Raw genomic sequence first — 18,941 nt, 5'->3', positions numbered from 1 at the left:
ATCTTTGACGGAGTTCCTGCAGCCAGCGCCCTAAGGCATCCCCTTACGACGATTCAGGCATCCCCCGAACCCGCTCCTCTCCGACTTCGCACGGACCGCACGCTTTACATGCGAATGGTTCGCGTTACTGCTACCATTTGTAACACCATGTATCAGGACTCTCCTGCGTGACTCCGCGCCAGCCGCGTTTCCCCGATCTCTCCGCCCTGTTGGGCCGCGGAGCGTGGGCGCTGTTGGCCGTGGTGATGGTGCTGATGCTCTGGCAGGCCAGCGCGCGGGGTGCGGTCAACGTCTCCGCCACCGGCTACAGCGCGGTCCTGCTCCGGGGCGACCCGATGCCTCACCCGGGGGTGCCCGTTGATCACGCGATGGCGTCGGCCGAAGCGGAATCCGAGGCCGGACGCAGCAAGCCATCGGGCTGGAAGGCGACAACCCGCAGCCTCCTGCTGCAGCACCGGCCACGGACCACGCAGGTACCGGACCAGGCGCTGGCATTCCGTGCGCGCCTGCCACGGCGACCGCTGGGACAGGCGCCTCCGCGCAGCGCCTGACTGCCGCCGCCCACAGGCTCCGGCTCGCCATCTCCTCCGCACGCCGCCGGCCGACCGCCGGCCGCTGCCCTGTTGTCGCCTGGCGGACAGCTACCCGCCATCATCGAATTCCTGCCCATGAACCCGATCAAAAGCCGCAAGCACGCTTCCGCGTTCCGTCCCCTGCCGCTGGCCACCGCCAGCCTTGCCGCGGGCCTCGGCCTGGCCGCCCTGCCCTCGCTGGCCTTCGCCGACAGCAACGACGGCGCACGCACGCTGGACAAGGTGGACGTGCACGCTACCCGCGGCTACAAGGCCGACAAGGTCGCCTCGCCGAAGTTCACCCAGTCGCTGCAGGACACCCCGCAGACCCTACAGGTGATCACCGCCGACCTGTTCAACCAGCAGGGCGCCACCACCCTGACCGAAGCGCTGCGCAACAGCCCGGGCGTGGGCACCTTCTTCGTCGGTGAGAACGGCAACACCGCCACCGGTGATGCGCTGTACATGCGCGGCTTCGACACCTCCAGCAGCCTGTTCGTGGACGGTGTGCGCGACCTGGGGTCGATCTCGCGCGATGTGTTCAACACCGAGCAGGTGGAGATCACCAAGGGCCCGGCCGGCACCGACAACGGCCGCTCGGCCCCCACCGGTGCGATCAACATGGTCAGCAAGCAGGCCACCCTGCACGATGAAGTGTCCGGCACCGCCAGCCTGGGCAGCGACCAGCAGCGCCGCGCCACCGCCGACTGGAACCAGTCGCTGGGGGCGACCAGTGCGCTGCGCCTGAATGCCGTGTGGCAGGACAGCGACCAGCCCGGCCGCGACCACGTCAACAATTCGCGCTGGGGCATCGCGCCGTCGCTGGCATTCGGCCTGGGCACCGACACCCGCTACGTGCTCAACCTGCTCTACGTGGACCAGGACAACGTGCCCGATGGCGGCGTGCCGACCCTCGGCCTGCCCGGCTGGATTCCGCAGCCCACCCTGGAAGCGCTGGCCGGCAACCCGGTGGATCCGCAGAACTTCTACGGCACCCGCGCCGACCATGACGATGTCAGCGCGAAGATGGCCACCTTCCGGATCGAACATGATTTCAACGATGCCGTGCGCCTGACCAACACCGCGCGCTGGGGCCGCACCGAACAGGACTACCTGCTCACTGCGTTCATGGGCACCGGCACCCGCGCCGCCAACGGCGCACCGACGGGAAACATCCGCTACACCGACCGCAACGACCTGTCCACGTACACCATCGCGCGCAGCCTGCCCACGCTGAAGGACCAGCGCAACACCCTGCTGACCGACCAGCTCAACCTGCGCGCGGACTTCGCCACCGGTGCCATCGCGCACAACCTCAGCACCGGCCTGGAGTACACCCGCGAAGAGATGGACAGCTTCGGCCAGGCCGTCACCGGTGGCAGCAGCTGGCCGGCAGCGAACCTGTACGCCCCGGACTGGAACGTCGGCGGCCTGACCTGGGCCCACAACGGCGCCGATGCACATGGCAGGACCACCACCTGGTCGGCCTACCTGTTCGACACCCTGCACCTGGGCGAAAGCCTGCTGCTGACCGCCGGCGTGCGCGCCGACCACTACGACACCCGATACGCCAGTTCGGTGGTGTGCGGCGGCCGTGCGGGTCCGGCCTGCGGCACCAACCCGGTCGGCACGGTGCTGCAGACGCCGACGCTGGAAGCATCGGACACGCTGCTCAACTGGAAGCTCGGCGTGCTGTACAAAGCCGGCGATACGGCCAGCATCTACGCCAATTACGCGCTGTCGCAGCAGCCGCCGGGCGGCAGCAACTTCGCCCTCAGCAGTTCGGCCAGCAGCCTCGACAACCCGCGCCTGGACCCGCAGGAAGCGAAGACCTTCGAAGTGGGCAGCAAGTGGGCCTTCCTTGATGATGCGCTGGCGCTGAACCTGGCGATCTTCCAGACCGATGTAGAAAACGAGATCAACACCCAGGTGCTGGATGATGCCGGCAACCCGACCCAGACCGGCAGCAAGCGGGTCAAGGGCGTGGAACTGTCCGCCGTGGGCCGCGTCACCGAAAACTGGTCGCTGTCGGCCGGTTACAGTCACCTGGACACCGAGGTCAAGGAGGGCGCCAACGTAGCGGCGGACGGCACCAGCAACCTGACCTACACCCCCGATGACGCCTTCACTGCATGGAGCACCTATGCGCTGCCGTTCGGGCTGACGCTGGGCGGCGGCGTGCGCTACAGCAGCGCCATGCATCGCGGCACCGACGGCGCGGTGGGCACGCCCTCCTTCACCAAGTCGTACACGGTGTACGACGCGGTGCTGTCGTACGCGGTGAACGAAGCGCTGGTGCTGCGCTTGAACGCGTACAACGTGTTCGACAAGCAGTATGTGGCCGCGATCAACAAGAGCGGCTACCGTTACACCCCGGGCACGCCGCGTACGTTCCTGCTCAGCGCGGACTTCCGCTTCTGAACCCAGCGCGCGGGACGCCCACGCGTCCCGCGCCTTCTCCCTTACCGGATGAACACGATGCTGCTGCACATCCCCAACGTGCTCACAACCGAGGAACTCGGCGAACTGCAGGACACGCTGCAACAGGCCGACTGGACCGATGGCCGCGAGACCGTCGGCCGCCAGGGTGCGCAGGTCAAGCGCAATGAGCAGTTGCCCGATGGCTCGCCGCTGAAAGCGCGGTTGGGCGGGGTGGTGCTGGCGGCCCTGCAGCGCAATCCACTGTTCTTTGCTGCCGCGTTGCCCTTGAAGATCCTGCCGCCGCGCTTCAACCGCTACCAGGGTGGCGGCACCTACGGCTTCCACGTCGATGGTGCGGTGATGGCCCATGGCGCTCAGGGACACCTGCGTTCGGATGTGTCCTGCACCCTGTTCCTGTCAGCACCGGAGTCCTACGACGGGGGTGAGCTGATCATCAGCGATACCTACGGCGAGCACGAGGTAAAGCTGCCGGCCGGCGACCTGGTCCTGTATCCGTCCAGCAGCCTGCACCAGGTGAACCCGGTCACCCGCGGTGCGCGCGTGGCCTCGTTCTTCTGGGTGCAGAGCATGGTCCGCGACGATGCCCAGCGGCGCCTGCTGTGGGAGATGGATACCTCCATCGAGCGGCTGCGGCAAAGCCAGGCCGATGGGGCCGCCGTGCTGCAGCTGAGCGGGGTTTACCACAACCTGCTGCGACGCTGGAGCGAGGTCTGAAATTGCGGCGAGGATGTCGCAATCCGCCTCCCGGAATTTTCTTCTTTACGCAGCCCATTCCAGCCAGCGAGCGACGCAAAACGCACTTTTCACCCTCCCCTGCGGCAACCACTGGTGTGGCACGGGGGCGCGCACATTCTGGAGTTCCTGCTTTCCCCAGGACTCTGTCATGTCATCCAGATCGACCTGCAACACAACCCTTCGCCCCCTGGCTACCTTCGCGTTACTCGCGATGTCTACCGCCGCACACGCCGAGCTGGCGCGCCCGGACCTCATCTTCGACTACTCCAAACGCGTAGACGAGCTGGTGATGGTGATGGCGCACAACGCGTTCAATCACTCCGGATTTCTTCCCAACCAGCGCCTGAGCATCCAACAGCAGCTTGAGCGTGGCGTGCGCGGCTTCATGCTGGATGTGCATAAGCACAATGGCGATCTGTACGTCTGCCACGGCGCATGCAATCCGGCCATTTCCCGCGTTGCGCCGCTGAAGCGCGATCTGGAAACGATGCAGCGCTTCCTTGATGACCATCCCGCTGCGGTCCTTGCGATCCATCTTGAACCCTACATTGAGCGGGAAGATCTGGAGCGCTTCCGGGACCAGCACCCCCAGCTGTTCAACCACGCGTTCAATCCGAACAGCCCGCTCTGGCAGAAACACCGGAACTGGCCTGACATCGGCGAGCTGCTGGCCTCCGACCAGCGTCTGCTGTGGATCAGCCAGGATCGCAAGCTGAGCGGAGACCTGAAGGATTCAAAGGCGCATGTGATGTTCGACCAAGACATCATGGTCCAGAACACCTACAACATCGGCGACACCATTGGCCAGCACGATTTCAGCTGCGAAACGCGTTGGACGTCCATTCCGCTGAGCACGGAAACCGGCCTGAAGGGCTGGAAACGGTTGTTCCTGATGAACCATTTCCACAAGATACCCGAGCTGATCCATGGCGACTACGACAACCACTGGGAGTACGTCGAGGCGCGTGAGCTCGAACACTGCAAGCGGATGCCCAACTTCATCGCCATCGATTCGGTCGAACGCGGCGACGCACTGGAGTATGTGGAGCATCGCAACAATGGCGGCATTGTCGCCTACGAAGGCGACAATGCCACGCAGAACGTGGTGTGTGGCTTCAGCTCCGCCATCGGTCGCGACTGGAGCATGCAGGACGGGGAACGGCTGGGGTGCGAGAACGATGAGATGCGCTCGCTGAAGATCCGGGGCATGAAAAAGGGACAGCGGATCACGTTCCATGATCGTCCCGACGGCACCCGTGATGATGATTTTGGCGTGCTCAATATCGATCGCGATATCCCGTGGGATTCGCCGATGGTGCTCAACGCCTTGGATCGCGTGCAGTACAACGATTCCTTCCGCTATCTGTACTCGGGTGGAAACGGGCTGGCCGGCAAGGTGTCCCACATCAAGGTCCAGCCGGTGGCCACTCCGCATGGGGAAGCCGCGGTCATCCTGACACGCGGCAATGGCGGGACGCAGCGGATCTCGTGCACGATCGGACTCACCCGGTCGGGCTTCTGGAACATCCAGAAAGAGCCCCACTGCCACAATGATGACGCGCGGTCGGTCAACCTGATGGCCGCGAGAAAGGGCACTGTCATCACCCTTTACGACTCCCCGTCCGGATCTACCGGTGATGACTACACGAAGATCCGCGTCAAACAGGACCTGGTGAAGGTCTGGAACATCTCTACGCTTGAAGAAAGCGGCGAGAACGACCAGATCGCGGTTGAGCACCGCCATGTGAATGGGCTGGACGGAAAGGTCTCGGCCGTGCGGGTCGAGCTACCCTGATGGACGGCCGCCGGTGCGCAGAGGTGCACCGGCGGCACCCCTTGATGCGAACAGCTATCATTTGCGAAACGAAACGGTTCTCACTACAATCACGCCCCGTGCACGCCGGGTTCCGCCGGCGGCCACTATCCGGGGCCTTCCTTGCGTCATCCGCACCGCCACCATCAGCTCGGCGCCGCCATGCGCGGCCAGCGTCCCGCGCTGGCCAGCCTGCTGGCGTGGGTAGCGCTGCTGGGGTTGCTGCTGGGCTCCCTCGCGCTGCTCGCACCGAGCGCCGATCCGCTTGCGCCGTCAGCCCTGCTGCAGGCGCCGTTGCCGGTGGAAGAACGCGGCGGCGGCGAAGTGCCGCTGCACGAACAGGCACCGGCCAAGCTGCGCCGCGCGTCACTGGCCGACGAAGCGCCTGCGGCGCAGACCGCGCCCGACCCGGGCGCTGCCATTGCCGTGTTCGGCTGGACCCTGTTGGCGCATACGCCCACCGACACCGCTGACCCTTCCCGCGACTGGCGCCATGCCAGCGCGCAGCCGCCGCGCGCCGATGCGCCCGGTCGCCGCCAGCAACGCGGCCAGGCGCCTCCGCTGGCCTGATCCACCTTCCGCGCAGGCCCTGCCCGGGGCATGCGCGTTGATCGTTTCAGCCGCTTCATTTCCCTCTCGGCCCGGACCGGGCCCTACGCACTGCACCGCGCCACCGGCGTCGGCTGCGGCGCTTTCCAGCACCCTTTGGAGTTACTGCCATGGCCCAGCGCCATCGTCTGCGTTCGTCTGTTTCCCGCACTGTCCTGTCCAGCGCCCTGCTGTGCGCCCTGGCCGCCCCGGCCTTCGCCGAAGTCGCCGCGCCGCGCACCCTGGACCAGGTGGTGGTCACCGCCTCCGGCTTCGAACAGAAGATCACCGATGCACCGGCCAGCATCTCGGTCATCACCCGCGAAGAACTGGCCAAGCGCCCGTACATGACCCTGCTGGATGCCGTGCGCGACCTGGAAGGCGTGGACGTGGGCGAAACCCGCGACAAGACCGGCCAGGGCTCGGTGTCCATGCGCGGCATGGGCTCGGACTACACACTGCTGCTGATCAACGGCCGCCGCCAGAACAACCACGGCGACATCTACCCGAACAACTTCGGCGGCAACCAGTTCAACCACATTCCGCCGCTGGATGCGATCGAGCGCATCGAAGTGATCCGCGGCCCGGCCTCCACCCTGTACGGTGCCGATGCGATGGGCGGCGTGATCAACGTGATCACCAAGCGCGCGCTGGACAGCTGGCACGGTTCGGCCACGATCGGCCGCACCGTCGAAACCGATGACCAGTTCGGCGACGACAGCACCGTCGATGCCTTCATCACCGGCCCGCTGGTGCCCGGCGTGCTGAACCTCAGCGCGCGCGCCAGCTGGTATGACCGCAAGGCCTCCAATCCGGTGTATTCGCCGTCCACCGATCCGGCCGGCGTGGAGCACACCCGCCCGCTGGGCTTCGGCGCGGGCGGCAAGACCGTGGACAACACCAACAAGGCCGGTGGCATCAGCCTGGAATGGAATGCCACCGATGCCCAGCGCATCACCCTGGACTTCGATACCTCGCGCCAGGAATACGACAATTCGATCAAGATCAACGACGCCGGCGTAGAGGAATATCCGGTCGGCACCGTCGATGGCATCGCCTCGATCTGGCGCGGCAACTCCACCACCTGCATCACCCGCCGCAACTGCACGCGTGCCGATCCGCGCGTCGGCTACAGCGCCAGCCAGGAGTTCACCCGCGATGCGTGGGCGCTGACCCATGAAGGTGACTGGAGCTTCGGCCGCAGCCTGGTGTCGCTGGCCCACGTGGCCACCAACAACGATGGCCGCACCATGCCGTTCACCGTGGACGAACGCCGCCAGCTGCTGCAGATGCTCAACGGCACCGGTGCCTACGTCGGCCAGACCGAGGCACAGCGCCGTGCCGCCGCCGAAGCCGCCTTCCTGCCGCGTCCCAAGCGCACGCTGGAAAGCGCGCAGTACACCCTGGATGCCAAGCTGGACATCCCGTTCCAGGCCGCCGGCGAACATGTCGCGGTGGTCGGCGCGCAGGTGATCCGCGGTGAGCTGACCGACGGTGTGTTCGGCATGGAAAGCGGCAATCCCGGCCAGGTCCAGGACCACAACATGTACTCGCTGTTCGCCGAGGACACCTGGAACATCACCGAACCGTTCGCGCTGACCTACGGCCTGCGTTTCGATGACCATGAAGTGTTCGGCAACCACCTCAGCCCGCGCCTGTACGGCGTGTACACGCTCAATGAAGCGTGGACCATCAAGGGCGGCGTCAGCACCGGTTTCAAGACCCCCAAGACCACCCAGCTGTATGACGGGGTGACCGGCTTCGGTGGACAGGGCACGTCGCCGATGTACGGCAACCCGGACCTGCAGCCGGAAACCAGCACCAGCACCGAACTGGCGGTGTACTGGCAGCACCCGCAGGGCCACAGCGCCAATGCCACCGTGTTCCACAACAAATTCGACGACAAGATCACCTCGCAGCCGTGCGGCCCCGGTTTCGCGCAGGCCTGCACCAGCTCCGGCGAGTACGCCGAACTGGGTTATGCGAGCAGCTCGCGCACGGTCAACATCGACGAAGTGGTGATCCAGGGCGCGGAAGTGGCCGGCCGCTGGGAGATCAGCGAACGCTTCGCACTGCGCGCCAATTACACCTATACCGACAGCGAACAGAAGAGCGGCGCGGAGAAGGGCCTGCCGCTGGGCAACAGCGCCAAGCACATGGCCAACGCCACCTTCGACTGGCAGGCCAGCGAGCGCTTCAACGTGTTCCTGACCGGTGAAATGCGCTCCAAGCGCTACCGCGCCGTGAGTGCGGTCACCAACCAGCCGCTGTACTACAAGGACTACACCGTGCTGCACCTGGGCGCCTCGTACAAGGCGACCGAATGGCTGACCGTGAACGCGCGCATCAACAACCTGCTGGACCGCGACTTCACCACCTACCAGGCCACCTTCACCGACCTGGACGGCAACGGCGCCTATGCCGATGGCACCAACGAAGTGCTGTTCGAGGACGACTACAACAACAAGGACAAAGCGCGCAGCGTCTGGGTCAGCCTGAACGTCTCGTTCTGAGGGTGGTGACGGCCGCTGGCCGTCATCCTGCTTGGTAGTGACGGCCGCTGGCCGTCATCCTGCTTGGTAGTGACGGCCGCTGGCCGTCATGTTGCCTGGGGGGTGACGACCGTTGGTCGTCACAAGGCATGAGGACCAACGGTCCTCACCCACCCCCTACCCCATCCGCTAATTGCGAACAATTCTCATCAATGCTGTAATGCCCCCTCTCCCTGAGCCCTGCCCATCTGCGTGAGCCGTTCTGTCTCTTCTACCGTGCAGCAACAGCAAAGCCGCGGTTTCTGGCTGCGCACGCTGCATCAATGGCACTGGATCAGTTCGGCCGTCTGCCTGGTCGGCATGCTGCTGTTCGCCGCTACCGGCATCACGCTCAACCACGCGGCGAAAATCGAAGCGACCCCGCAGGTGGACAACCGCCAGCTGGAACTGCCCGCCGCAGTGCTGGGCCAACTGGGCACGCGCGAAGACGGCAATGCGCCGCTGCCGCGTGCCGCACGCCAGTGGCTGGATGCCGAACTGGATATATCAATTGGTGGCCGCGCCGCGGAGTGGTCGCCGGAAGAGATCTACCTGTCGCTGCCGCGTCCCGGCGGCGATGCCTGGCTGAGCATCGACCGCGAAAGCGGCGTGGTGGAATTCGAATCCACCTCGCGCGGGGCGGTGTCCTACCTCAACGACCTGCACAAAGGGCGCAATGCCGGCCCGGCGTGGGGCTGGTTCCTGGATGTGTTCGCCGTGGCCTGCCTGGTGTTCTGCATCACCGGACTTTTCCTGTTGCACCTGCATGCGCGGCAGCGGCGCATGACCTGGCCGCTGGTCGGCCTGGGCCTGATGATTCCGCTGCTGATCGCCCTGTTGTTGATCCACTGACCTTCCCTGCCCTTTCCTGCTGGAGCCGCCCATGCGCGTCACCCTCACCATCGCCCTCAGCGGCCTGCTGGCCACCTCGCCGGCCTATGCGACCACGCTGGACATCAACGTCGAAGTGCCCAAGCTCAACGTCGCCGAGTACCACCGTCCGTACGTGGCGATCTGGCTGGAAGGCGCCGACCAGAAAGTCGCCGCCAACCTGTCGGTCTGGTACCAGCAGACCGGCAACAGCGAAGGCCATGGCACCAAGTGGCTGCCGGACCTGCGCCAGTGGTGGCGCAAGAGTGGCCGCACGCTGGAGGTGCCGGTGGACGGGGTGACCGGTCCGACGCGTCCGGTCGGCACCCACGCGCTGTCGTTCAACGATCGCCAGCCGGCGCTGAAGGACCTCGCGCCGGGCAACTACACCCTGGTGGTGGAAGCGGCGCGCGAAGTCGGCGGGCGTGAACTGGTCAAGGTGCCTTTCAGCTGGCCGGCCAAGACCGCGCAGAACGCTTCGGCGCAAGGCAGCACCGAACTGGGCAAGGTTACCCTCGCCGTCAAGCCCTGACCGGTTCCCGCATGGGGTCAGGTCCCTTCTGCACAGCAGAAGCGATCCGACCCCGGTTCCTACTTTCTTCTTCCTGGAGTGTCATCCCGATGAAGCGCACGCTCGTCCTCGCCGCCGCCCTGGCCGCTGCCCTTCCGTTCTCCGCGCTGGCCCACAAGGCCTGGCTGCTGCCGTCGCAGACGGTGATCGCCGGTACCAACCCGTGGATCACCGTGGACGGTGCGGTGTCCAACGACCTGTTCTACTTCAACCATGTGCCGCTGCGCCTGGAATCGGTGGTGGTCACCGCCCCGGACGGCAGCAGCGTGCAGCCGCAGAACGGTGCCACCGGCAAGTTCCGCAGCGTGTTCGACATCGAGCTGAAGCAGGCCGGCACCTACCGCATCGCCTCGGTCAACGACGGCCTGTTCGCCACCTACGAGTTGAATGGCGAGCGCAAGCGCTGGCGCGGCAATGCGGCCAGCTTCGGCGAACTGCCGAAGGAAGCGAAAAACGTGCAGGTGTCCGAATCCGTCGGCCGGGTGGAAACCTTCGTCACCAATGGCGCGCCGAATGCCACCGCACTGAAGCCGACCAACAAGGGCATCGAGCTGATCGCGGTGGGCCACCCGAACGATCTGTTCGCCGGCGAGGAAGCGACCTTCCGCGTGCTGGTGGACGGCAAGCCCACCGCAGGCCTGGAGTTCGAGATCGTGCGCGGCGCTACGCGTTACCGCAATGCGCAGGACGAGATCAAGGTCACCAGCGACGCCAAGGGCGAGATCAAGGTGAGCTGGCCGGAAGCCGGGATGTACTGGCTGGAAACCGGCACCGAAGACAACAAGACGTCGGTGAAGCAGGCTGAAAAGCGTAGGCTGAGCTACGTCGCGACGCTGGAAGTGCTGCCGCAATGATGAACCCCGGAGCCGGGCCTGGCCCGGCTCCACAGGCACCTTGCACGCACTCGCCGATGACCAGCCCGCTACTCGATATCGCACGCCTCGGCGGCACCACCATGGGCACCTCGTGGTCGGTTTCACTGGCGCTGCCGCGCAGCCGCGACCTGCATCCGCTGCACGCCGGCATCCAGGCCCAGCTAGACCGCGTCGTGGCGCAGATGAGCACCTGGGAACCGACATCCAACCTGAGCCGCTACAACCGTGCCGCGGCCGGCAGCTGGCACCCGTTGCCAGCGCAGACCCGCCAGGTGCTGGCCTGCGCGCAGCAGGTGGCGGCAGCCAGCAACGGCGCCTTCGATCCCACGCTCGGCCCGCTGGTGGCGCTGTGGGGCTTTGGTGCACACGCCGCCGCGCGGGGCCGCCCGGATGCGCAGGCGGTCGAAGCCACCCGCGCACGCTGCGGCTGGCAGAAGCTGCAGTGGCAGGGCGATGCGCTGCTGCAGCCCGGCGGACTGGAACTGGACCTGTCGGCCATTGCCAAGGGCTTCGGCGTGGACGAGGTGGTGCGCTGGCTGCAGGGCCAGAAGATCAGCGCCGCGCTGGTGGAAGTAGGCGGCGAACTGCACGGCTATGGCCGCAAGCCTGACGGGCAGCCGTGGCGGGTGCTGGTGGAATCGGCACCGGAAGAAGACGCACACACACCCACCCCGCCGCGCGTGCTGGACCTCGATGGCCGGGCGATCGCCACCTCCGGTGACCGCTGGCACCACTACCAGCAGGACGGCGAGCAGATAAGCCACAGTGTGGATCCGCGCAGCGGCCGGCCGGTACAGCGCGCGGCGGCGGCGGTGACCGTGGTTGCCGCCGATGCCATGCACGCCGATGCGTGGGCGACCGCGCTGACCGTGCTGGGCCGCGATGCCGGCCTGGAACTGGCCACCCGCCTGCAGGTGGCGGCGCGCTTCCTGGAACGCAGCGCGGATGGCCCGCTGGAAACCCTCAGCCCGGCCTTCCAGGCGCTGCTGCCATGAGCCTGCGCCCGTCCCGCGCGCTGCTCGGCAACCTGCTGGTACTGCTGGCGCTGGCGCTGGTGGCCTGGCTGCTGCTGCGCCTGCACCTGGACGACAACGGCTGGATGCCTGCCCCGCGCCGCGCTGCGTTGTGGACCGCGATCGCCAGCGTGGGCGGCTATGCCGCGCTGTGCGCCCTGCTGTGGTGGCAGGGACGGCCACGCCGCGAGCGGATAGATCCGGCGCAGCGGCCGATCCTGCTGGTATGGGCCAGCCAGACCGGCTTCGCCGCACAGTTGGCCGAACGCAGTGCCGATGCCCTGCGCAGTGCCGGCCTTGCGGTGCGGCTGCGCAGCATCGAGCAGCTCGATGCCGCGCTGCTGGCGGACAGCGAACGCGCGTTGTTCATCGCCAGCACCACCGGCGAAGGCGATCCGCCCGACCATGCCGCCCCGTTCCTGCGCCGGCTGATGACCGCAACCCCCTCGCTGGGCCACCTGCACTACGGCGTGCTGGCGCTGGGCGACCACAGCTATGCGCACTTCTGTGCGTTCGGCCACCAGCTGGATGACTGGCTGCGCCGGCATGGCGCGCACGCGATGTTCGACACGGTGGAAGTGGACAACGCTGATCCGGCCAGCCTGCGCCACTGGCAGCAACTGCTGGGCCAACTGGGCGGCGATGCCAGTGACCAGCCGGACTGGAGTCCGGTGGACTACCAGGCGTGGACGCTGCTGCAGCGCGAACATCTCAATCCCGGCAGCGCGGGTGGCCCGGTGCACTGGCTGCGGCTGCAGCCACCGCCGGTCGAAGCCGGAAGCGAGGCAACGTGGCAGGCCGGCGACATCGCCGAGATCGGCCCGCGGCATGCGCCGGAGGTGGTGCGGGCGTGGCTGCAACGGCACCAGCTGCAGGGCGACACGCTGCTGGCCGACGGGCAGACCCTGGGGGCGCGGTTGTCACGTTCGCAGCTGCCCGGTGTCACCGCGGGCGGCGACCTGCAGACGTTGCTGTCGATGCTGCAGCCGCTGCCGCATCGCGAATACTCCATTGCCTCGGCGATGCACGACGGCGCACTGGAACTGGTGCTGCGCCGCCAGCTGCGCGCCGACGGCACGCCGGGCATCGGCAGCGGCTGGCTGTGCGATGTGGCAGCGGTCGGCGGGACGATCGACCTGCGCCTGCGCCGCAACCCCAATTTCCATGGCGTGGCCAGCACGCGACCGTTGATCCTGATCGGCAACGGCACCGGCATCGCCGGCCTGCGCGCGCACCTGCACGAACGTGAAGCCGCCGGCGCCAGCCGCAACTGGCTGCTGTTCGGTGAACGCCATGCCGCGCACGATTTCCACTTCGGCGACGAACTGCTGCAGATGCAGCAGCGCGGGATGCTGGAGCACCTGGATGCGGTGTTCAGCCGCGACGGCGGTGCCCATCGTTACGTGCAGGATCGCCTGTTGGCCGAAGCCGCACGGTTGCGCCGATGGGTCGATGACGGTGCCGCCATCCTGGTCTGCGGCAGCCTGCAGGGCATGGCGCCGGCGGTGGATGCGGTGATCGAACAGGTGCTGGGCGCGGAAGGAAAAGAGTCGCTGGTGCTGGCCGGACGCTACCGCCGCGACGTGTACTGAAATACACACCGCAGAAGCACGCTCTACAGAGGCACGCGGAACGGAAGCACGCGCTACGGCACCGCCGGACCGAGCCGGATCGCCAGCAGTTCACCGCCACCGTGCAGTGCATGCCGACGACGCGCGCCGGCGGCCAGCCAGGCGGTATCACCCTGCTGCATCGGCGGCAGGCCGGCATCGGCGTCGAACCGTGCCTGCCCGGCCAGCAGGTGGATGGCCCAGGCCACGCCAGGTTCGGTGAAGAAATACATCGGCCCTACGATCGGGCGGTGCAGCAGTTGCGCGGTGAGCGTGTCGCGCCGCCACATCAGGTTGAAATCATGGGTGGTGCCGTCGACCAGTTCGCCGTGCAGTGCCTGTTCGCCGGCGAACCGCACGCGACCATGCGGCGGCAGCACCTCGTCCAGACGGCCATCATCGAAGCGCAGGCGGACCCCGTTTCCGTGCAGCAGCACCAGCTCGCGATCCACGCCCGGAAAGCTGGAAAACGCAGCGTCTGATTCGATTTCGGCGATTGAAAGACGCAGCGCCCAGTCTTCGCCCTGCAACGGCAGGCGCAGGATTTCACGCGTCCAGCCCAGGCCATTGCGCCAGCGCTCGCGACGGTAGTCGACGCTGGGGATGATCTGGCTGGGATGCTGCAGGATGTCGGCGGCGTTCATGCGCCCATTGTGCCGTGCCGCCTTCGCGCTGACGAACGCAACGGCGCGGTCAGCGCTTGGCCAGGCGGCCGCCACAGTCGGCGTCGAGCAGCTGGGAGCGCTTCAACCAATCCTGGTCCGGGTAGTACGCAAACACCATCGTGCCGCCACTCAGGGCGTCGATCAGCGGCTTGGCCACCGTCAGCCGTACGGCGGGGCAGCCGAGGCTGCGGCCCAGCCGGCCCTGCAGGCGCGCCGCGGACGGGTTCACGTAGGGCGCGCCATGGATCACGATCGCCCGCTCGCGCGCATGGTCGTTGAAACCCGGCTCCAGCCCGTCCAGGCGCAGCGAGTACCCATTGCCACCGACGTAGGTTTCCTGCGCGGTGAACGCCCCGATGCTGGACATGAAACTGCCCTCGCGATTGGAGAAGTGTTCGGTGCGGTCAGCGCCGCTGTTGCGACCATGCGCGACCCACTCTTCGAACAGCAGGCGCTGCCGACGCAGGTCGAACACCCACAGGCGCTGCTGGGTGGACGGTCGCGAATAGTCGATCACGCCCAGGCGATCGGGCACCACGCCCAGTTCGGGACGGCGCAGCGCACAACGCATCGCACTGGCGGCCAGCTGCAGCACCTTGCGGTCTGCATTGGGCGCAACCCGGGCCAGGATCGCGCCCAGGTCGGGGCCGGACGCCGCAGCGGGCGGGGTCTGTGCAAGGGCAGGCAGGCTGCAGGCGGTGAACAGGCCGACGGCAGCCGGCCAGCGGGGGCGTGGCGGTTTCATCTGGGCAGCAACACGAGGTTGGATGCAGACCTTACAGGGTGGACCCGGCCGGCTCGGATTCCAACACCGGCTGCAATCCCGGTTCAGCTGCACTTGGGCGTACCGCTGGCAGCGAGGTCACCAGCAGCGTGGTGCCCGGGACCAGCGCGGCGTACAGCTTGCGGGCGAAATCCGGCGGCAGGGCCATCGGCAGCGACGGCGTGGCCAGCAGGTCCGGCGTGGCCTTCGCATCGGCCTGCCCCAGCAACGGGTAGGCGGTCCAGCGGTGCAACCGCTGGTGCGCATCCAGCGGACTGGGCTGGTCGGCATAGCCTTCGCCCATCACGAACAGCGTGGTGCCATCGAAAGCCGGCAGCGCCGAGGCCGCAAGCGGTGATTCACCGATCAGCACGCCATCGCGCAGCACGTAGACGCGCTGGTCATGCAGGCTCACCAGCACGCCGACCTGGCCGGCCGGGGCATCCTGTTCGTTCCAGTAGGCCGCCGTTTCCGTGCCGGCCGGGACCTCCGGCAGCGACTGGCCGCGGCTGGTGACCGGGGCCAGCACGGCCGGGTAGGCCAGGGTCATCGGCGAGCTCTTGGCATCGGCCACCACCACCGTATCGCCGCGCTGGGTGGCACTGAACAGCTTCTGCGCGAAGGCCTGCGGCAACCGCACGCAGCCGTGCGACGCCGGGTGCCCGGGCAGCGCGCCCCCATGCAGGGCGATGCCATCCCAGGTCAGCCGCTGCATGTAGGGCATCGGCGCGCTGTTGTAGATGTTGGAGCGGTGGTCCTTGTCCTTCTGCAGGATGGTGAACACCCCGGTCGGCGTCTCGTGGCCCGCCCTTCCCGAACTGATGGTGCTCAGGCCGATGGCGATGCCGTTGCGGTAGACGTAGGCGCGCTGCTCTTCCAGGCTGACCACCAGCACGATGGGGCCCGACGGGGAGATCTCCGGGTGCCAGAGGTATTCACCGGGCTTGAGGTCGGTGGGTCCGCGCACGGCGGGTTCGGCCGATGCCTTGGTCGGCGCGGCCGGCGCGGGCCCTTGCGCATGCAGCGGCCGAGGAGCGGAAAGCGCAAGCGCCGTGGCGATCATCAGGGAACACTGCAGCAGTCGCATCAGTGTGGTCATCCGGTGGGGTGGCAAGGTTTCACGCTAGCGGGTCGGCGGCCTGAAAAAAAGAAGGCCCGGCGACACAGCCATGTGTCGTACCGGGCCCTGACAACGTCCTTGTCGGCCTCCCGCCACCCCGCGCATCCTGCGATGGGGGCAGCGTGCTCCGTGCACGGAGGCCGCGATCATCCCTGGTTGTTTATCCCAGCCCCTTCCACAGGTCTGTGATGCCACCATCCTGGTGTGGTTGACGCCTCCCTGCGCCAGTCGCTGCCGCCACGTCCCGTGGCCGGCCCGGGTCCGCTTCCTGCGAACCGCGACAATTCCCCTGTATCAACGCCTTGGCACGGACCGCACCGGTACCGCTCCGGGTACCGGATCCACCCGGGACGTCATGTCCCCGGTCGTGATCCGCTGTCGATTCCGTTCGACGATGGCTTTCCCTATGCCCTTCACCTGCGTCAAGTCCTCGACGCGTCGGAAAGGCCCGTGCTGCTGCCTGTGCTCGACGATCGCGGCAGCCCGGCTGGGCCCCACCATCGTCAATCCCTGCTGCAGAGCAGAGGCATCTGCCCGGTTGATGTCGACCGGCGCGGCCGCAAAGGCCTGCGTGATCCCCATCGCCAGAAGCAGTGCCCGCACCACGATCCACCAAGGCACGACGTAGTTCTCCTTGTGATCCGAACCTGTCCCGACCGGCATTCCCGTCGGTAGAGACACTGTCCGTCACCACATGTACACAGACTATCGCCCGATGACATTTCTAACAGCCAGCTAAATACCCGACGCTGTGTAGGAAATTTCCTACCCCGGCTAACGTGAAAAGACGCGCCGACCCCGTCAGCCGCCCCTATGGCGCACAGCCGGCCATTTCCCGCACGCGTAGAATGAGCAGATCAGTCATTCCAATTCGGAGCTCCAGATGGACAGCGCCAAGCTCGGCCACTATGTCAACCAGAAATGGGACGAGGAAATCGTCCCGCAGCTGGTGGATTACATCCGCATCCCCAACAAGTCGCCGATGTTCGACGCCAACTGGGTGCAGAACGGCTACATGGAGCAGGCCGTTGTCCTGATGGAGACCTGGGCCAAGGCCCAGGACATCCCCGGCCTGAAGGTCGACGTGGTCCGCCTGGAGGGCCGCACCCCGCTGATTTTCCTGGAAATCCCGGCAAGCGGCAGCGAGACCGGCGACGACACCGTGCTGCTGTATGGCCACCTGGACAAGCAGCCGGAAATGACCGGCTGGGACGAGGACCTGGGCCCGTGGATCCCGGTGCTGCGCGATGACAAGCTGTACGGCCGTGGCGGCGCCGATGACGGGTACGCCATCTTCGGTTCACTGGCCGCGGTGCTGGCGCTGCAGGCCCAGGGCCTGCCGCATGCACGCTGCGTGATCCTGATCGAAGCCTGCGAAGAATCCGGCAGCTACGACCTGCCCGCCTACGTCGACCATCTGGCCGACCGCATCGGCAAGCCCTCGCTGGTGGTGTGCCTGGATTCGGGCTGCGCCAACTACGACCAGCTGTGGTGCACCACCTCGCTGCGCGGCCTGACCGGCGGCAACTTCTCGGTCAAGGTACTGAATGAAGGCGTGCACTCCGGTGACGCATCCGGCGTGGTGCCGTCCAGCTTCCGCCTGCTGCGCCAGCTGCTGTCGCGCATCGAGGACCAGGACACCGGCCGCATCCTGATCGACGGCATGCAGGTGGAGATTCCCGCCGAGCGCCTGGAGCAGGCCAAGCGCGCCGCCGAAGTCGTCGATACCGCCATCTTCGACAAGTTCCCGCTGGTCGACGGCCTGGTGCCGATGAACGAAGACCTGACCGAGCTGGTGCTCAACCGCACCTGGCGCCCGGCCCTGTCGGTGACCGGCATCGGCGGCATGCCGTCGCTGGAATCGGCCGGCAACGTGCTGCGTCCTCACACCGCGGTGAAGCTGTCGCTGCGCCTGCCGCCGACCGCCGACGGCAAGGCCTGCGGCGAACTGCTGAAGGAAGCGCTGCTGCGCGACCCGCCTAACGGTGCCGAAGTGACGCTGGACCTGGAGAAGGCCTCCAGCGGCTGGAACGCACCGGCGATGTCGCCGTGGCTGACCAAGGCGATCGACGATGCCAGCCAGATGTTCTTCGACAAGCCGGCCATGTACATGGGCGAAGGTGGCTCCATCCCGTTCATGGGCATGCTCGGCGAGAAGTTCCCCGGCGCCCAGTTCATGATCACCGGCGTGCTCGGCCCGCATTCGAACGCACACGGTCCGAACGAGTTCCTGCACATCCCGATGGGCAAGAAGGTCACCGCCTGCGTGTCCAAGGTGATCAGCGAGCACCACGCCGCCAGCCTGCGCGGGGAAACCAGTGGTTCGCCGGTCGCCGCCGACAGCGGCACCCGCCACGGCGGCCACGGCTGCTGCTGAACTGGGTAAAGTGAGCGACGCCGCCGGCCTGGCCTGGCGGCGTCCCTCCGTGCAAAGGATTCGATGCCCATGAATGGTCTGTTCGGCAGCAGCAGCTGGCTCTACATCATCCTGGTCGGCTTCGTGGTCGGCCTGCTCGGCCGCTTCGTCATGCCCGGCAACAACCGCATGGGCTGCCTGCTGACCATCGTGCTCGGCATCGTCGGCGCGTTGCTGGCCGGCTGGTTCGGCCAGTACATGGGCTGGTACGCCGCCGGTGAACCGGCCGGTTTCCTCGGTGCGGTGCTCGGCGCGGTCGCGGTGCTGGCCCTGCTCCGCCTGGTCAGCGGCGGTCGTCGCTGATCCTTCTTTCTTCTTCCTGATGTCGGCGCCCGCGGGCGCCCGGATGCTGCCTGC

Annotated in this window: 17 protein-coding genes; 13 read left to right on the top strand and 4 right to left on the bottom strand. The window is 66.9% G+C overall.

Annotated elements, in window-relative coordinates:
- The first annotated feature begins 167 nt into the window (after positions 1 to 167).
- The 11 genes from RTX79_RS05255 to RTX79_RS05205 all read left to right on the top strand — a co-directional run bounded on the left by RTX79_RS05255 (position 168) and on the right by RTX79_RS05205 (position 13,602).
- Entirely contained in the window at positions 168 to 551 is a 384-nt protein-coding gene (locus RTX79_RS05255) for a hypothetical protein (protein ID WP_312682425.1), read from the top strand.
- A gap of 117 nt (positions 552 to 668) precedes the next feature.
- Positions 669 to 2,993 carry a catecholate siderophore receptor Fiu gene (locus RTX79_RS05250; protein WP_312682423.1) on the top strand — a complete coding sequence of 775 codons (2,325 nt, stop codon included), beginning with the start codon at positions 669 to 671 and terminating at the stop codon, positions 2,991 to 2,993.
- Positions 2,994 to 3,050: 57 nt separating this feature from the next.
- Positions 3,051 to 3,728: a Fe2+-dependent dioxygenase gene (locus RTX79_RS05245; protein WP_312682421.1), complete on the top strand. Its 678-nt coding sequence runs from the start codon at positions 3,051 to 3,053 to the stop codon at positions 3,726 to 3,728.
- Between the two features lie 232 nt (positions 3,729 to 3,960).
- Positions 3,961 to 5,544 carry a hypothetical protein gene (locus RTX79_RS05240; protein WP_312682418.1) on the top strand — a complete coding sequence of 528 codons (1,584 nt, stop codon included), beginning with the start codon at positions 3,961 to 3,963 and terminating at the stop codon, positions 5,542 to 5,544.
- A 141-nt stretch (positions 5,545 to 5,685) separates the two neighbouring features.
- Entirely contained in the window at positions 5,686 to 6,132 is a 447-nt protein-coding gene (locus RTX79_RS05235; RefSeq protein ID WP_312682416.1) for a hypothetical protein, read from the top strand.
- A 149-nt stretch (positions 6,133 to 6,281) separates the two neighbouring features.
- Entirely contained in the window at positions 6,282 to 8,663 is a 2,382-nt protein-coding gene (locus RTX79_RS05230; protein WP_312682414.1) for a TonB-dependent receptor domain-containing protein, read from the top strand.
- Between the two features lie 231 nt (positions 8,664 to 8,894).
- Positions 8,895 to 9,533 (top strand): PepSY-associated TM helix domain-containing protein, encoded by a 639-nt coding sequence (locus RTX79_RS05225; protein WP_312682413.1) that lies wholly within the window; start codon positions 8,895 to 8,897, stop codon positions 9,531 to 9,533.
- Positions 9,534 to 9,564: 31 nt separating this feature from the next.
- Positions 9,565 to 10,083, top strand: coding sequence for a DUF2271 domain-containing protein (locus RTX79_RS05220; protein WP_057508067.1), 519 nt, complete (start codon positions 9,565 to 9,567; stop codon positions 10,081 to 10,083).
- Between the two features lie 89 nt (positions 10,084 to 10,172).
- On the top strand, positions 10,173 to 10,976 hold the full coding sequence (locus RTX79_RS05215; RefSeq protein WP_123700489.1) for a DUF4198 domain-containing protein: 804 nt from the start codon (positions 10,173 to 10,175) through the stop codon (positions 10,974 to 10,976).
- 56 nt (positions 10,977 to 11,032) lie between these two features.
- Positions 11,033 to 11,992 carry an FAD:protein FMN transferase gene (locus tag RTX79_RS05210; protein WP_312682408.1) on the top strand — a complete coding sequence of 320 codons (960 nt, stop codon included), beginning with the start codon at positions 11,033 to 11,035 and terminating at the stop codon, positions 11,990 to 11,992.
- Entirely contained in the window at positions 11,989 to 13,602 is a 1,614-nt protein-coding gene (locus RTX79_RS05205; protein WP_312682405.1) for a sulfite reductase subunit alpha, read from the top strand. Before RTX79_RS05210 ends, RTX79_RS05205 begins: the two co-directional genes overlap by 4 nt.
- Before the next feature lie 53 nt (positions 13,603 to 13,655).
- Here the strand turns inward: RTX79_RS05205 and RTX79_RS05200 are convergent, their stop codons facing one another.
- From RTX79_RS05200 to RTX79_RS05185, 4 genes are all read right to left on the bottom strand, one after another.
- Positions 13,656 to 14,264, bottom strand: coding sequence for a HutD/Ves family protein (locus RTX79_RS05200; RefSeq protein ID WP_312682403.1), 609 nt, complete (start codon positions 14,262 to 14,264; stop codon positions 13,656 to 13,658).
- A gap of 49 nt (positions 14,265 to 14,313) precedes the next feature.
- Positions 14,314 to 15,030 carry a murein L,D-transpeptidase catalytic domain family protein gene (locus RTX79_RS05195; protein WP_312682400.1) on the bottom strand — a complete coding sequence of 239 codons (717 nt, stop codon included), beginning with the start codon at positions 15,028 to 15,030 and terminating at the stop codon, positions 14,314 to 14,316.
- 31 nt (positions 15,031 to 15,061) lie between these two features.
- Complete coding sequence (locus tag RTX79_RS05190) at positions 15,062 to 16,162, bottom strand: L,D-transpeptidase (protein ID WP_428695959.1); 1,101 nt, start codon at positions 16,160 to 16,162, stop codon at positions 15,062 to 15,064.
- A gap of 300 nt (positions 16,163 to 16,462) precedes the next feature.
- Positions 16,463 to 16,789 (bottom strand): ComEA family DNA-binding protein, encoded by a 327-nt coding sequence (locus tag RTX79_RS05185; RefSeq protein WP_057508079.1) that lies wholly within the window; start codon positions 16,787 to 16,789, stop codon positions 16,463 to 16,465.
- Between the two features lie 262 nt (positions 16,790 to 17,051).
- Between RTX79_RS05185 and RTX79_RS05180 the strand changes: the two genes are divergently transcribed.
- Both RTX79_RS05180 and RTX79_RS05175 read left to right on the top strand, forming a co-directional pair.
- Positions 17,052 to 18,545 (top strand): M20 family metallopeptidase, encoded by a 1,494-nt coding sequence (locus tag RTX79_RS05180; RefSeq protein WP_312682395.1) that lies wholly within the window; start codon positions 17,052 to 17,054, stop codon positions 18,543 to 18,545.
- A 69-nt stretch (positions 18,546 to 18,614) separates the two neighbouring features.
- The gene (locus RTX79_RS05175; RefSeq protein WP_123700492.1) at positions 18,615 to 18,887 is read left to right on the top strand and encodes a GlsB/YeaQ/YmgE family stress response membrane protein; all 273 of its coding nucleotides are present in this window, start codon (positions 18,615 to 18,617) and stop codon (positions 18,885 to 18,887) included.
- Positions 18,888 to 18,941: the final 54 nt, after the last annotated feature.

This window comes from Stenotrophomonas chelatiphaga, from assembly GCF_032054965.1.
GTDB classification, from domain to species: Bacteria; Pseudomonadota; Gammaproteobacteria; order Xanthomonadales; family Xanthomonadaceae; genus Stenotrophomonas; species Stenotrophomonas chelatiphaga.
This window is presented reverse-complemented; position numbering and strand designations above follow the sequence as displayed.